Source organism: Emergencia timonensis, assembly GCF_900086585.1.
Lineage (GTDB): Bacteria > Bacillota > Clostridia > Peptostreptococcales > Anaerovoracaceae > Senimuribacter > Senimuribacter timonensis.
In genome coordinates, this window is sequence record NZ_FLKM01000009.1 from 779,595 (window position 1) to 795,534 (window position 15,940).

Consider the following 15,940-nt stretch of genomic DNA (forward strand, 5'->3'; position numbering starts at 1 on the left):
CTGCCGCGGCAGCGGCTCTTTTTGATTGAAAAGACAGATTCGGGCGATATCTTTACCAATGCCATCAGCCTGGATCTGACCATGCCGGCAGTTGAGGGGAATGAATCTGAAATGATCATGCCGCTCCTCGAAGAGGCAGTGGGTTTCACCCTCAATACATCCCAGACAGAGGGCGTCACCTGGTATGCGAAGGCTGGCGACGGCGAATACCAGCAGATTACGCCGGGAGAATTGACCTACGTTCTAAATTTGAACAAGCAGCAGATTGCTGCGTCGGGTTTCCATATCAAAGCGGCAGCGGAAGATCCAGCCCTTCTTGAAAATGTAGCCTGCACTATGCAATTTGCCGTCATGGAAAAAGAGACCTTTGAGGTATCCTCTGCCGAAGGTTACTGGCCTGAAAATGTCACAGCGCAGGACAAAATCAATTACAAGACCTACGTGCGCTGGGATATCCCGGAAGACGTGCCGGAAGGCCTCACCTACGAAGTCTACAGGAGCACCCTGAAAAACTTTGTTCCGGGCGAGACCACATTGGTTGCAGAAGACGTGACTGACGGCTATTGGTGCGACATCAATACCAACTACAGTATTTCCCTGTATTACAAGGTCAGAGCTGTGGTGAAAGACAAAGAAGGTAACGTGGTCTCGGCCAGCAGTTACTCCGACACTGCAGAGAGCACGCCGATAGACCGCAATGAGTACAAGAAAGCCCTCGGTCATAAGGAGTACTGGGCTTATGCAGATATTGCAACGCCAGCCGGAAACGGCTATATCGAGAAGAGCCAGGGGAACTTCCTCTATGAACAGACCGATGCGGAAATCCCCAATGAACAGCTGGACGTGGCTCTGACCAGGACCTATAATAGCATGGCAACCAGCAAATCCGGCTTCGGATACGGCTGGACCCATAGCTACGATATCGAGCTGCTCAAGCTGGGTAAGGACAACAGTCTGGAAGACGGCATCCTGGTGCTCCGCGATGGAAGCGGAACCCTTCATCAGTTCAAAACAGATGGGGACACCTACATCTCCAGCCTGGGCAAACACGTGAATCTGAAAAAAGAAGACAAGACCCAGGCCATCGCCTTGAACAACCCTGACGCAGACGGTGGAAACCAGGTGACCACGGTCAATGTGACCAGCGCCTACACCATGACCACCAGGGACAGTCAGACCTTCTACTTTGATACCAGTGGAAAACTGGTCTGGATGGAGGAATCTAACGGAAACCTGCTCCTGTTCCATTACGATGAGAAGCGGGGACTTTTAGATAAGATCACCACAGGCAATAACATCTCCGTGGAGTTCACCTACAACGAGTCGGCAGGCGGAAGCGACGCTTTGACCATTCACGATATGACATTGCCTGACGGGCAGAAGATCGTTTACAACTATCAGAACTCCCTGCTGACCGGCGTGACAAAATACCCAGCAGGACAGGCCAGCGGCGGCATCACCTATTCCTATGGTTATAACGGCAGGAAGATGACGTCTCTGACAGACGGAACAGGCAATGCCTACAGCATCCAGTACAGCGGCAGCGACGGAAAGATGGACAGATTCAACTATCCTGCGGCAGGAGGAACCGCTGAGAGCATCCGCATGACACGGTCAGATGACTATACCCTAACGGAGAAACTGGCAGGCGGAGCGGTTGTGAAACAGGAAAAAGACGAGTTTGACGGCTCTGGCCAGTGCACCAGACATACGGACATCCTTGGCGACCAGGAGCAGAGTACGACTTACGAATATATGGACAGCCTGCTAACCAAGGAAACCGAGACAGTGTCTTTTGGTACGCTGAACAAGGACGGAACGAACGGGGGCAGCGTGGTCATGAGCGAAAAGAAGAAAACGACCACCTATACCTATGACGATAAGGAACTTGTCATAGAGGAGCATGACGAAGACACCGCGGTCAGCGATTTCTTCTACGCCCATGACGGGGAGTGGACGGAATACCAACCATCTAGTTATACAGAGACCACGGAAGACGGCGTTAAGACAGCGGACGAGGTCTACCAGTACGACCAGTACGGCAATATGACAAGGCTTGTGGATAACGTGGCAGGAACCTTTACCAATTACACCTATTATACCGAGGCATCTGATACGGCGAAGGGTGCGCTGAAGAGCGAGGCGGAGTACCTGATAGAAGACGGTACCTGCATCTCTTCCACCGATATCGACATTCAGATGCTTGCAGGCGGTCAGAAGAAGGAAACCACGACGACGGTCTCGGGAGAGAATAAGACGGTGACCGAGGTTACCTATGACGTCATGGGAAGAGAACTGTCCTCTGTGACCTATACCTACACAGCCTTTGGCACAAGCAGCCAGAAAATCAGTAAAGAAGCGAAGACCTTTACTTATGACGGATTTGGACGTATGACCGGAATCACGACTACCACGTCAAAGGTGAATGGCTCTCTTGCAGATATCGAAGGAACAGTCAATACGACCACGGAGTCTAAGACCTATGATGGAAACGGCACACTGCTCAGCGAGACCGGTACAGACGGCATCACATCAAGCTACCAGTATGACGCTATGAACCGTGTGACAAGAACGGCAAAGAGTGGCGAAGGGCTGACCCAGGTGAGCCAGAACACTTACAGCTACGGTGATGTCAGCGTCAATGAGGGCAAAGACAGTAAGAAGAACTATCAGAATGCCCTTACAACGACGGAAACGGTGGACGGCCTTGTTATGAACGTCACTTACCAGGACGGCCTGGGAAGGACGGTCCGCCAGGAAGCAGACGGCGTCGTCACGGATTATTCCTACGACCTTTCCGGGAATCAGCTGACCTCCTACACCAAGACAGGCGAGAATACCGGACTTCTGGCGCTCCATGTCCTGGACGAAAACGGCAACGAGACGGCTACCCTGCAGAACCCGGTATGGGACAGCGCATCGGGAAGCTACATCCTCGGCGCAGACACCATCTGCGAAACCGCGGGCTATGACAAAGCGGGCAACCTGACATCTCAGACTGATGGAGAAGGCAATACCACTTTGTTTACCTACGATGAACAGAGCAGGATCACTGGTGTGAAGCTGACTGGCAAGGGAGGCGAATCCAACCAGACCACCTATGCCTACAGAGAGGCAGGGGAGGACGGACTGTACCGCTCCTCTGTGACGAGGACCAGTGCAAACGGCGCAGTAAGCACGGAAACCGCAGACGCTGACGGCAACGTTCTTCTGACGAGAGACGAGGGATCTGGCGCGGCAGCCATTGAAACCACGGCTTCTTATGACGCTTTTGGTAACGTCCTTGAAAGCCGCCAGTCCAGCGGCAGGAAGACTAGGTACACCTATGACGCAAAAGACAGGGTCAGCGAAAAGACCCAGTATGCGGCGGACGGCACTGCCAAATACAAGACAGTGTATACCTATTACGCCGACGATCAGGTGAAGGAGATGTACGACTACAAGGTCAGCGGCAGCAGCCAGACCCTGTACCACTACGTCTACAACACCTATGACGGGCTGAAACGACTGAAATCCACTGCGGAAGTCAGCGGTAGCAGTATCCCGTCTGATTTATCACCGTATACCATCACCTACTCCTACGACCTGAAGGATCGCATCACCGCTGTCAATTACGGCAGTGCGTCCGGCAGCGAGGTGGACGCACTGGTCTACAACTACAGCGGAAGCAGGCTCAGCGATATCCGCGTGAAGATTGGCGGGAGCACATATCTTGCCAAAGCCTATACGTATAATGTTGACGGCAGCGTGGAAACGGTGAAGGACTACTACAACTTCAGAAGCGGCGACACCACCAGCCATGCGCTGCTGACCTACGGCTATGATGTCTTCGGACGTGTCTCTGCCATGGATTATGCCAAGGACGGCACGACCTTTGAAAAGCACGGCTACAGCTATAACAAGAACAGCAGCATCACCAAGGAACGCAATGTCAACGCCCTTGCAGGCACCGACGAGGTCAGGGAGTATTCCTATGACTACAGGAACCAGCTGGCGTCTTCTACGGTGAAAAACGTCATCACCGAGACGGTCACAGTGGAAGGGGAAGCGGACGAGGACGGGAATCCGACATACACCACCCAGACGGTGACCAGGGAGGAGGCGAAGCTGCAGACCGCCTATGCCTATGATGCGGCAGGAAACCGGACAAAGAAGACGGAGAACGGCAAAGCCACCACCTACACCTACAACGGGCTGAACCAGCTGACGGGTGAAAGCGGAACAGGCACCAGCCTGTCCTACACCTATGACGCAGACGGCAACCAGACCAAGGTGACCGGCACGATAGGCGGAAGCAGCGTGAACAAGAGTTACACCTATACGCCGGAGAACATGCTGGAGACCTACACGGAAGGCTCCAAGACCCAGAGCAGCCTCTACAGCGGGGACGGCCAGCGCGTGCAGAAGAAGGATGGCAGCGATGTCACAAATTACTTCTACCAGCTGGGCAGCGTGCTGTACACCGATGACGGAAGCGGCAGTCTGAAATCCTTCAACCTGCTCAACGGGGCGGACGCTTTTGGAACTGAACGGAAGGTCGGAAGCAGCCATGACTACTACCTGTATACGGAAGATGCAAAGGGAAGCACAGTAAATGTGCTGGACAATACAGGCTCCAGGGTGGTATCATATCTGTATGACGACTTCGGCGATGTGACCGAGAGCAAAGCCACAGGCTACAGCGGTTTTGAGAACGAACTGCAGTACACCGGCGCGGTCCATGACGAGCTGACAGGACTGCTGTATCTCAACGCCAGATACTACGAGCCAAGGACCGGAAGGTTCATCACCAGGGACAGCTACAGAGGTGAGAGGGAGAATGCAGATACGTGGCATCTGTATGCGTATTGTGCAAATAACCCGATCAACTATGTGGATCCGAGCAGGCACTATGCACAGGCTGTTTATATGGGTTATAAGACTTATAGGGTTGCGAAAAGTGTAGCAGCAGTCGGAGCTTTTATAACAAGCCCTGCGGGAACCTTGCTGGTAATAACCGCAGTGCTGGGCGTGGTAGTCTATCACGGAGCTAAGTATTACAAGGCGAAGGCAGAAAAGGCGAAAAGCAAAGGAAAGGCAAAAAAACAGTTCAGCAAATCAAAAGCCTCCTCAAAAGCCTCTAAAAATACGGCCCAAAAAGCCCGGGAAATTGAATTTATCAGGAGAAAAATCCCAAATGATTTGTTAAAACCGGATGGAAGAGTAGATCTGAGTAAGTTTAAAACGAGGTTACCTGGAAATCAAGGATACAAAGGACCTAAAGGTTGGAGAATCAAAAAAGATTTTGACGGACATGGTGGATCAGCTTGGAAGTTATTTAACAAAGCGATGGATCGTATCGCTTCAGTAAGAAATAATGGTAGTATAAGGGGAGAATAGTGAATAATATTATATTTGATATATTCGACAAGGCGAATATAGAAAAATTACACGATGTATTAGAAACTGAGACAGAAAGAGTCACACGATTCTGCCTTCTGTACCAGGGGGAAGACATTTTTTTTCAGCGCTGCCGTAATAGAACGGTAAGATTGGGCACCTACATGTACTACGAGCGTAAGATGCTTGAGTTATGTAAAATATTACACTCTACGAATGGAGGTACTGAAGTAATGGTTGTTCAGGGCAGCAATAGCGATGATCCTGTAGATAACCCTTATGCAAGACTGACAATGAAGCTGGAAGACCGTAAGTTGATCCGAAGCATCTGCTGGAAATGCGTAATCATCGAAGAACTGCCTTGCCTATTAAAGCTGGCAAGATGTGGATGCAGATGTGTAGGAACCTCTTACATTTACTTCCCAGGAGTGGATATCGTTTTGCTTATCGATGAATTGGGAGGAATAATCTTTGGCGACAAAAAGATTGCCAGAGAGCTATTAGAACAATTGAATGTTCCCTACGAAATTAATTCGTGAGAAGGGATGTAAGTTGATATATGGGGTAGGCTAAATGCCTACCCTGTATTTTTTGTAAGCCCGATATGGACGCAATCAAATGAGTTATCGTTGGAGAACATGCTAGATAGGAATCCACGACTCCGACTGGGCAGCGTGCTGTATACCGACGACGGAAGCGGCAATCTGAAATCCTTCAACCTGCTCAACGGTTCTGATACTTTTAGAACTGAATGCGAGGCCAGGAGCAGCTATGACTACTACCTGTATACGGAAGATGCAAAGGGAAGCACGGTAACTGTGCTGGACAATGCAGGCTCCAGGGTGGTATCATATCTGTATGACGACTTCGGGGACGTGACCGAGAGCAAAGCCACAGGCTACAGAGGCTTTGAGAACGAACTGCAGTACACCGGAGCGGTCCATGACGAGATGACTGGACTGCTATACCTCAACGCAAGATATTACGAGCCAAGGACCGGAAGGTTCATCACCAGGGACAGCTACAGAGGCGAGAGGGAGAACGCAGATACGTGGCATCTGTATGCGTACTGCGCCAATAACCCGATCAACTACGTGGATCCGACAGGGCATAGGAAGAGAACAATTAAAACATGGATTTCTACTCTGGCAATTGATGGTATATTAACTATATTTGCCGGGTGGTGGAAATGGTCGTATGATTTAGTTGGTAAATCAATAAAGAAGGCTTTTAATAAATTTGGTAGAAAAACTGCTTCACAAAAGTTGTTAGGAGCAATTCCGAAAGTAAGAGGTGCGTATAGCAGGTTTTATACGAAAATCAGGAAAGCCATTTGGAGAGCTACCGGATATACGATTAGAATCGGCTCTTCTGCGGCAATTACAAACGGATTAACACGATTAGTGAAAATTTTTAAATCTGCAAGGGCAGATACTGTGGTATATATAGTAACCAGCTTAACTAGTTTAGGCGGTGCGATTTCTCTTGCTTTGGATTATGTCAGTGATAGAAAGGTGGATGGTAATATAACACTATGAGTAATATGAATCACAAGTTAAGAAAACAGGCAAGGCAGAACAGTATGAGAGAAAATCAAAAAGAGTGGAAGAATAAAGAAAAATTCAGATGGTTTAAAATCAAGCTAGTTACAATAAATATATTTGTTGCCTTGATTTTCTGGCTTTGCAGGAATTTGTCAGCAATTTCGACGGGAGTCATCACTTTATATGAGATAATACTGATTGTAATAAGTGTTATCTCATTGAACCAAAAAACGAGGCTTCGAAAATATGTCGGATGGTGGAACTTTATTGTCCCATTCTGTATGGGGCTGCTATGGAATGATTATTCGTTTTATAACGATAGAGAAAATCTGTTTTCCTTTGGAAAACCGGCGCTGATTATACTGGCAGTCTCTGCATGCATCGGTGTGCTGATAGTATTTATGATAAAGAATATGCGTAGTTCGCAAAAGGGAAATGCTTTAATCTTGCCCATTATTATGATGATTATTACATTAAGTGTCTCAGGCCAAATCATTAATCTGAATGCTGTTTTGGGAGCAGAAAAAATCAGTACAGAATCTTATGTAATTACGGATAAGTATGAAGAGAGTTTTAATACTCCTTTTACTCGCTATTATCTAAATGCAAGGAAGGATGAGAGCCATAGTATAAACGTAAAAGTGAAAAAAACGAACTATAAAAAAGCTGCAGTGGGAAGCACATTGATGATTCCTGTATATAAAGGATTTTTTGGAATTGAGTATTTAGAAGACATTTCATTGATTGTAAATAAACAGATTGATGATATGTAAACTTACAGGACTTTGAATTATCGTATGAATACCGAATTAAAAGATTCTACAAACTCTCAAGAGTTTGATACTTTGGAATCTTTTGCAAGTTCAAGTCTTTAAAAAAGTACAGGATTCATTCTAGTCTATAGTCTAGGAGTGAATTCTGTACTTTTTTGCTGAAATAATATAGGCGACAAAGTTGTCTCTGCCATGGACTATGCCAAGAATGGAACGACCTTTGAAAAGCACGGCTACAGCTACAACATAAATGGCAGCATCACCAAGGAACGTAAGGCCAACTCCCTTGCAGGCACCGACGAGGTCAAGGAGTATTCCTATGACTACAGGAACCAGCTGGCTGCATCCACGGTGAAAAACGTCATTACCGAGACGATCACAGTGGAAGGGGAGGCGGATGAGGACGGAAACCCAGGCCTCACCACCCAGACCGTGGCTGGAAGCAGCCATGACTATTACCTGTATATAGAAGATGCAAAAGGAAGCACGGTAAATGTGCTGGACAGCGCAGGTTTCAGGGTGGTATCATATCTGTATGACGACTTCGGCGATGTGACGGAAAGCAAGGCCACAGGCTACAGCGGCTTCGAGAACGAACAGCAGGGCGCTGGCAGTCCAAGATGAATTGACCGGATAGTTCTACCTCAACGCTAGATACTATATTAGCCCGTCCAACGAGCTATACGAGTTGCAGACGAACTTATGCAAGAAACGCCCAAATCTTTGATTTGGCTGCGTTTTACTGCCGAGCCGAGGACAGGAAGGTTTATCACCAGGGACAGCTACAGAGGCGAGAGGGAGAATGCAGATACGTGGCATCTGTATGGGTACTGTATGAATAATCCAATCAACCGAATAGACCCAAGCGGGCATGATGCAATTGTACTAAAGTCGAACTTTTTGACAAGAGCAATCGGACACATGGCTGTATTAATTAAAAAAGGAAGTAACTGGAGATATTTTTCCTGGGGACAGAGGGGTTATAAAAGCCCTCATCTTGGCGAAATGGCCAATCAAGGGAAATTTATATCTGTAAAAGGAAAGCAAGTTTATACGGATATAAATAAGCTGTTTGGGAGAAATAGCAGTTCTACCAAATATCGAAAGTATCTCTATATTAAAGGAAATTTCTCTGGCAGTTCAAAATACATTGACCAAGTAAAAGCTGGACGTTCATATAGAGACTATGGATTTACGTCACACAATTGTTCATGGATGGCGCTTGAAGTACTTAAACACGGAAATCTATCCGCTTCGAAAGAGAGCAGAATAGAAAAGATGCAGTATGAGTATGTGTGGGTGCCATATAAGAAAAAATATGTCAGAAAGGTTAAGACCGTAATACCAAGCACAGCATTTGAGAATTTGAAAAGTATCTTCAATGTAAAAACACGGTCGGTAATAGGGCGTAAAGGGAGCAGACGATGAAAGTAACAAAGCTGATTCTGAAAATCATTATAGGATTAGTCATCTTGCAGATGATCTATCTGCTGTTGGCGGAAAAGCTGCCCAAAGATATATCTTTGGGAGAAACAAGAGAAATAGGCCGTATGGGAGACCACGCACAGGGCAATTATGTCCTGTATACGAATCGCAACACCATCCTGAGCGCACCATTTGTTTTTGGAGCAAGGCTGTATCTTTATGATATCGAAAAAGATAAGAGCTATTTAATCAAGAACCAGAAGCTGCCATTCCAGGACTGGGATATGAAAATGTGTTTTGTAGGGGGACAGATTCTTGCTTACGGGGGGGCTGGCATGGGTGGTCCTCCCCCGGATATCCGCCTCCTTTCACTGAATGGAAAAGAGCAGGAGTTACAGCTTGATGTGTCAGCGTACGGTGTTCTGTTATCAAAGAGCAAAGTGTATTATGCAGAAAGAGAACGTGATTCGGCAGGGAAATGGCATATGAATGCAGGGAGGATGGACATTAAAACAGGTGAGAAGGAGATTCTCCTGCAAAGAGGTGAGTATGCCTTTGAGTCATTCTATATCTATGGAAATAATTTGCTTGCTATAGACAAAAATGAAAATAAACTGATCGTCAAAAACCTTTCGACGGGAAAAGAATCAGAGGATGAATTCTATGAAGGTCTTTATCCCGTGCAGATTCTAGAAAAAACGAACCAGACTGTGATCATTATCGGTTTAGATGAAAAGGAGGTATGGAAGGCGGTCGAATATAACCTTGAAAGCAAACAGGGAAGAGAAATTACAACATTGAGATCCGGACGGGATGATATATATTATCTCTGGGATAACAGCACTTACAAAGACGGCTGCCTGTATTGCAATGATGTTAACGACAATCTAGTGAGAGTGGATGTGGATACAGGCAAGAGGAAGATTATAGTAGAAGCCAGCCAGATTGGCGGGGATATGAGCGATTGCGTTGTGAGTTATTGCACTGATTACATCGCCATAGAAGCGTACTATGAACATATCAAGAAGCTTTTAATCTTTGATTACGATGGAAAGCTGGTAAAGAAGATGGGTTTACTATAAAATTACGATTTAAAGGTACGTTCTTATGAAATCCCATGAGACTTGTGTTACGTTTTACAATACTTTTACGCTTTTTGGGTGTATCTGGTTTTTTTCGCGTAACAGAATCGTTTCTTGAGGGTTTTTCCAGGGGGTATATCTGATTCGGGTTATTTTTTGTGTGATTTTTTATGCTTTAAATATCGTGTACCGCTCACAAAAGTAACCCATCAACAGATTCCGTAGGCCGTCAGGCCATTTTTCAGGTAAATGACTTCGGAAATTATTATAGAGTTAAGCGAAATCCATAGAACTGCATCAAAAAACCTAACTTTAACGTAAAAACATTCATCACATACCCCCACCCCCTACACACCAACAAATGATTCCCCTCATCCGAGATTATGAACATTTTCATAAGTGTATCATAAAAAAATACTCTGTTTATATTAAAAAAACGCCATATCGGGCCAGAGCAATTTTACAGTTCGGCTCGCACAATGGCGTTTTTTTTATAACATAGGAAATATCGTCTATAGGACGTATTTCCGTATGTTTCAAAAAACGTACCTTGCAAAGAGTCGCCCCTTGTGGGCGACATGTGGAAATAGGAATCTTTGATTCCGTCATTTCCACGTTTTTTACTTTTTTGAGACGTTTTGCCTCCCCGCGCCGTATACAAAAGGTATAGGCGAAGTAAATCAGTCTGCCCAAAGGTCGCAGACTACGATAGGAGGAAGGCATGGAAAACAAAGAAGTATTTAGAAAGTCAAACCTGGAGCGGATCTCTTCTCCAGAAAAGATGAACGACTATATCAAGGTCATCAATCCCAGCGTCGTCATCATGCTGGCGGCTTTAGGCCTGCTGCTGCTGGGAGGCCTGGCCTGGGGCCTTATGGGTAACATCCCCCTTACAGAAAATCTGTCAGGGGCGTTTTATGCCAGTGAGGAACAAGGCCGCTGTGACAAAATGGCCGCAGTGGTATCTGTAGAAACTGCAGCGGAACTGAAGACGGGAATGGAAGTGCAGGTTTCCCCGAGTACGGCTGACCGAGAAACCTATGGATACATGAAGGGCAGGATCGAGAGCATCGGAGAATTCCCCGTATCCGAAGAGGAGGTCGTCACCCTGGTCAAGAACAAAGAACTGGCAGGTTATCTGATGCCAGACTCTGTGGGCATTCTGGTGGTCATCTCCTTTGACAAAGACCAAGAAACCGCCAGCGGCATCGCCTGGTCCAGCAGCAAGGGTAAAGACGTCACCGTCAAAAAAGGTTCCACTGGTACGGCGCTCGCCGTCGTCAAAAATCAGAAACCGATCGAACTGATCTTAGAGTAGGAGGGATATCATGGCGAAACCAATCAAAGTGCCAGTTGTCATGCAGATGGAAGCCCTGGAATGCGGGGCTGCGTCTCTAGCCATGATACTGGCTTATCACGGACGGATCGAGCCGCTGGAAAAGGTTCGCATGGCCTGCGGTGTTTCCAGGGACGGCACCAGTGTCAAAGCCATCAAATCGGCGGCTGCCGCTTACGGACTGACTGCAAAAGCCTTCCGCTACGAGCTGGACATGGCCCAGGATATTTCCTTCCCGGCAATTATCCACTGGAATTTCAATCACTTTGTCGTCCTGTGCGGCTTCACGAAAAAAGGCGCTGTCATCAACGACCCGGCCAGAGGGCGGGTGACAGTTTCCATGAAGGAATTTGACCAGGCATTTACCGGCGTTGTGATCATGTTTGAGAAGAACGATGACTTTGAGGCTGGCGGAGAAAAGCACAGCGTGATGAACTTCGCCAGAAAACGGCTGCGGGGAACCAGGTCTGCCATCATCTTCGTCTTCATCACCACGGTATTTGTCACGGTAGTCGGCATCGTGCAGCCGCTGTTCTCCAAGGTATTCATGGACAGCATCTTGACCAAGGGACAGTCAGACTGGCTGACGCCGTTTATCGGCATCATGGCCATCGTCCTGGCCTTCAGCATCGTCGTCAACTATCTGCAGGCGGTCTACCTCAGAAAGATACAGGGCAAGTTTGCCGTCTCGGCCAACTCAGAGTTCATGTGGCATGTTCTCCGTCTGCCCATGCATTTCTTTTCCCAGCGGAACGCGGGCGACCTGGTGGGGCGGCAGGGTCTGAACCAGTCTATCACCAATACTCTGGTGGGCGAGCTGGCACCGGCCGGCCTGGACCTTCTGACCCTGGTTCTCTATCTGACCATCATGCTCAAGTACAGCGTGATTTTGACAGCGGTGGGTCTGGTCACAGTGGCGATCAACCTCTTTTCTGCAGGCTACATATCCAACAAAATCATGAACATCAGCCGTGTGGCCATGCGCGAGAGAGGCAAGGTGGACAGCACCACCACTTCCGGTATCGAGATGATTGAGACCATCAAAGCCGCCGGAGCCGAAAGCGGCTTCTTTGAAAGATGGTCTGGCTTTATCGCCAGAGAATCAGTCGAAAACAACAGAGTGTTGAAGACCAACATCTACATGAACAGCATTCCCCAGTTTCTGACCTCCCTTGCCAACAGCTCGGTACTGCTCATCGGCGCCCTGCTGATCATCAACGGGGATTTTACCGTCGGCATGCTCATGGCTTTCCAGGGCTTTATTGCGGAATTCCTTTCGCCAGCGTTGTCCCTGATCAACGTGGGCACCACCGTGCAGCAGATGCGCGCCTCCATGGAGAGGGTAGAGGACGTCATGGAGTATCCGGCAGACGTGGATTACACCAAAGACGAGAAGGAATCTTTAGAGGGAGCAAAAAAACTGAGCGGCGATATCCGCCTGAAAGACGTGACCTTCGGCTACAGCACCAATTCACCCGCTCTGATCAAAGACTTCAGCATCGACATCAAGCCGGGATCAAAGGTGGCTTTTGTGGGAGGCTCCGGCTGCGGCAAATCCACCATGACCAAGCTGATCTCGGGGCTGTACAAACCGTGGTCCGGCACCATCGAATTCGACGGAAAACCCATGGAGGAGCTGAACCACATGATCTTCACCAGCTCGGTTGCTGTGGTGGATCAGGACATCATCATGTTCGAAGACTCCATCAGGAATAACATCAAGATGTGGGATCAGTCCATCGAAGATTTTGAGATGATCATGGCGGCAAAGGACGCCAGCATGCACGAGGAGATCATGCTCCGTGAAGGCTACGACTGTAAGCTGACCGAGGGCGGAAAGAACTTCTCCGGCGGCCAGCGGCAGAGATTGGAAATCGCCCGCGTACTGGCGCAGGATCCCAGCATCGTCATCATGGACGAAGCGACCAGCGCCCTGGATGCAAAGACGGAGTACGAGGTCATAAACGCCATCAAGGATCGCGGGATCACCTGTATCATCGTGGCCCATCGTCTTTCGACCATCAGGGACTGTGATGAAATCGTCGTTATGAATTACGGTGAAGTTGTGGAGAGAGGCACCCACGAAGAGCTGATGGCAAAGGGCGGCCTCTACACCCAGCTGATCACCACGGAATAGGAGGGTACCATGAGCTGGTTTGGTGAACAACTAGAAGAAAGAAAAACAAAAGATAATGAGCTCTTTGAGGGTGCCTTTCAGGATCTCTCTTCTGTGGTCATGCCTTCAGCGGGCAGACAGAAGATGGAAGACAGCATTGAGGAATCCCAAAGTGCCATCGAAGCAATTTTGAAATATCTCCATGTAAAAATCGCTGAGGTTCCAGAAGAGATCAAAGATCTGAACGACCAGATCGAATACATGCTGCGGCCTACAGGGGTTATGAGAAGGCGCGTCGAGCTGACAGACACCTGGTACCGGGATTCTATCAATCCCATATTGGCGGCAAAAAAGGACGGCACGGTGGTAGCCCTTCTGCCCAGCCGTACCAGCGGCTACAGCTATTTTGACAAGCAAAGAGGCAGGCGGATTCGGGTGACGAAGAAGGTGGCGGAGGACTTTGAAACGGATGCCTACTGCTTCTACCGCGCCTTTCCGCTGAAATCGCTGCACATCAAAGACCTGGTGGTCTTTATGGCAAAATCCTTGAGCTTCTGGGACTACGCCTATGTGGCAAAGCTGACCCTGGCGGTCAGCCTGATCGGCCTGATTACGCCTTACGCGACCCAGATGATTTTTTCCAGTGTCATACCGGCAGGGGTCAGCTTCTATGTCCTGCCCATGGCGATTCTGGTGGTGACATCCCTCGTCGCCAGCAACCTGTTTGGCATCTGTAACACGGTTCTGGACACGAAGATAGAGAAGAAGCTGAGCGTCGCGGTAAAGAGCGCTTCTATGGCAAGGCTGCTGCTGCTGCCTGCGGGATTTTTTAAATCCTATTCCTCTGGGGAGCTTTCTAAACGTTTGGAGAGCATGGACACCCTGACAAAGATGCTGCAGGACACCATCATGAATACGGGTCTGACCGCAGTGTTCTCTATCGTCTACGTGGTGCAGATCACCAGGTATTCCAAGGCGCTGGCAGTTGCGGCAGTTGCCATCCTGCTGCTGAACCTGGTCTATACCATGATCAGCAGTATTCTGCAGCTGGGTTATTCTAGGAAGAGACTGGCAGCCAGCGCCAAGCTTTCCGGTATGGTTTTTGCCCTCTTTTCCGGCATTCAGAAGATCAAGCTCTCAGGATCGGAGAAAAGAATGTTCGGGCGCTGGGCGAAAACCTACAAAACCAGTGCGGATCTGGAGTACAACCCGCCGATAATCATCCGGCTGGCGCCGGTATTTACGGTGATCTTCACCTTCGGCAACCTGCTGGTGCTCTACTATATCGCGGCGGTGACAGGGGTTTCTGCGGCTGACTACATGGCCTTCACCACGTCCTATGGCCTGGTAAGCACGGCCATCATGGGCCTGTCCAGCATTACTAACGTGATCTCCGACATCAAGCCTGCCATGGAGATGGTGGAACCGATCATGAAGACCATGCCCGAGGTGGAGGAGAACAAAAAGGCAGTGACCAGGCTGAACGGTTCCATTGAGTTGAGCAACATCTCCTTCCAGTATTCTCCTGATGGGCCGAAGATCATCGACAACCTGTCCCTGAAGATCAGGCCCAACCAGTATGTGGCCATCGTCGGCAAAACCGGCTGCGGCAAGTCCACGCTGATGCGGATTCTGCTGGGTTTTGAAAAGCCGCAGACGGGATCGGTCTATTTTGACGGAAAAGACCTCGACTCCCTGGATGTGAAATCGGTCCGCCGCAATATCGGTGTCGTCATGCAGAACAGCTCCCTCTTTGCGGGAGACATCTATTCCAACATCGTGGTTTCGGCTCCATGGCTGGGTCTTGAAGACGCCTGGGAGGCGGCAAGGATGGCGGGAATCGCAGAGGACATTCAGCGGATGCCGATGAACATGCATACCGTCATTTCTGAGGGCAGCGGCGGCATTTCCGGCGGACAGAAGCAGAGGCTGATGATCGCCAGAGCCATCGCGCCCAAACCGAAGATCATCATGTTTGACGAGGCCACCAGCGCTCTCGACAACATCACCCAGAAGCAGGTGTCTGAATCCCTCAGCGGCCTCAGGAGCACCAGAATCGTCATCGCCCACAGGCTGTCCACCATCAAGCAGTGCGACCGCATCATCTACCTGGAAGACGGCAAAATCGCCGAAGACGGTACCTTTGACCAGCTGGTTGCGCTGAATGGGAAATTCGCCGAATTAGTAAGGCGGCAGATGATTTAAAAACTTTTGAGACACTTTGCCGCAGAGTCCGTATATATAGATACAAGGCATTTACGAGAAGATGTCAATGGAGGAAACAA

The 15,940-nt window shown here is 48.7% G+C and carries 10 protein-coding genes; all 10 read left to right on the forward strand.

All coding sequences use genetic code 11. The features are described from left to right. Positions 1-21: 21 nt before the first annotated feature. A complete protein-coding gene (locus tag BN6539_RS14580; RefSeq protein ID WP_067540078.1) occupies positions 22-5,379 on the forward strand; it encodes an RHS repeat-associated core domain-containing protein in 5,358 nt (1,785 codons plus the stop codon). A 233-nt stretch (positions 5,380-5,612) separates the two neighbouring features. Next, a complete protein-coding gene (locus BN6539_RS22420) occupies positions 5,613-5,918 on the forward strand; it encodes a hypothetical protein (RefSeq protein WP_148484495.1) in 306 nt (101 codons plus the stop codon). A gap of 99 nt (positions 5,919-6,017) precedes the next feature. Beyond that, a complete protein-coding gene (locus BN6539_RS14590) occupies positions 6,018-6,917 on the forward strand; it encodes an RHS repeat-associated core domain-containing protein (RefSeq protein ID WP_067540084.1) in 900 nt (299 codons plus the stop codon). Then, entirely contained in the window at positions 6,914-7,696 is a 783-nt protein-coding gene (locus tag BN6539_RS14595) for a hypothetical protein (RefSeq protein WP_067540087.1), read from the forward strand. Before BN6539_RS14590 ends, BN6539_RS14595 begins: the two co-directional genes overlap by 4 nt. Before the next feature lie 192 nt (positions 7,697-7,888). Then, a complete protein-coding gene (locus BN6539_RS14600; protein ID WP_067540090.1) occupies positions 7,889-8,320 on the forward strand; it encodes a hypothetical protein in 432 nt (143 codons plus the stop codon). 78 nt (positions 8,321-8,398) lie between these two features. Continuing rightward, a complete protein-coding gene (locus BN6539_RS14605; protein WP_067540093.1) occupies positions 8,399-9,124 on the forward strand; it encodes an RHS repeat-associated core domain-containing protein in 726 nt (241 codons plus the stop codon). Then, positions 9,121-10,203: a hypothetical protein gene (locus tag BN6539_RS14610; RefSeq protein ID WP_067540096.1), complete on the forward strand. Its 1,083-nt coding sequence runs from the start codon at positions 9,121-9,123 to the stop codon at positions 10,201-10,203. The genes BN6539_RS14605 and BN6539_RS14610 overlap by 4 nt, the downstream gene beginning before the upstream one ends. Before the next feature lie 721 nt (positions 10,204-10,924). Then, a complete protein-coding gene (locus BN6539_RS14615) occupies positions 10,925-11,521 on the forward strand; it encodes a hypothetical protein (protein ID WP_067540099.1) in 597 nt (198 codons plus the stop codon). Positions 11,522-11,531: 10 nt separating this feature from the next. After that, positions 11,532-13,676, forward strand: a complete 2,145-nt coding sequence (locus BN6539_RS14620) for an NHLP family bacteriocin export ABC transporter peptidase/permease/ATPase subunit (RefSeq protein WP_067540101.1) — start codon at positions 11,532-11,534, stop codon at positions 13,674-13,676. Between the two features lie 9 nt (positions 13,677-13,685). Then, positions 13,686-15,860 carry an NHLP bacteriocin export ABC transporter permease/ATPase subunit gene (locus tag BN6539_RS14625; RefSeq protein ID WP_067540104.1) on the forward strand — a complete coding sequence of 725 codons (2,175 nt, stop codon included), beginning with the start codon at positions 13,686-13,688 and terminating at the stop codon, positions 15,858-15,860. Positions 15,861-15,940 lie beyond the last annotated feature (80 nt).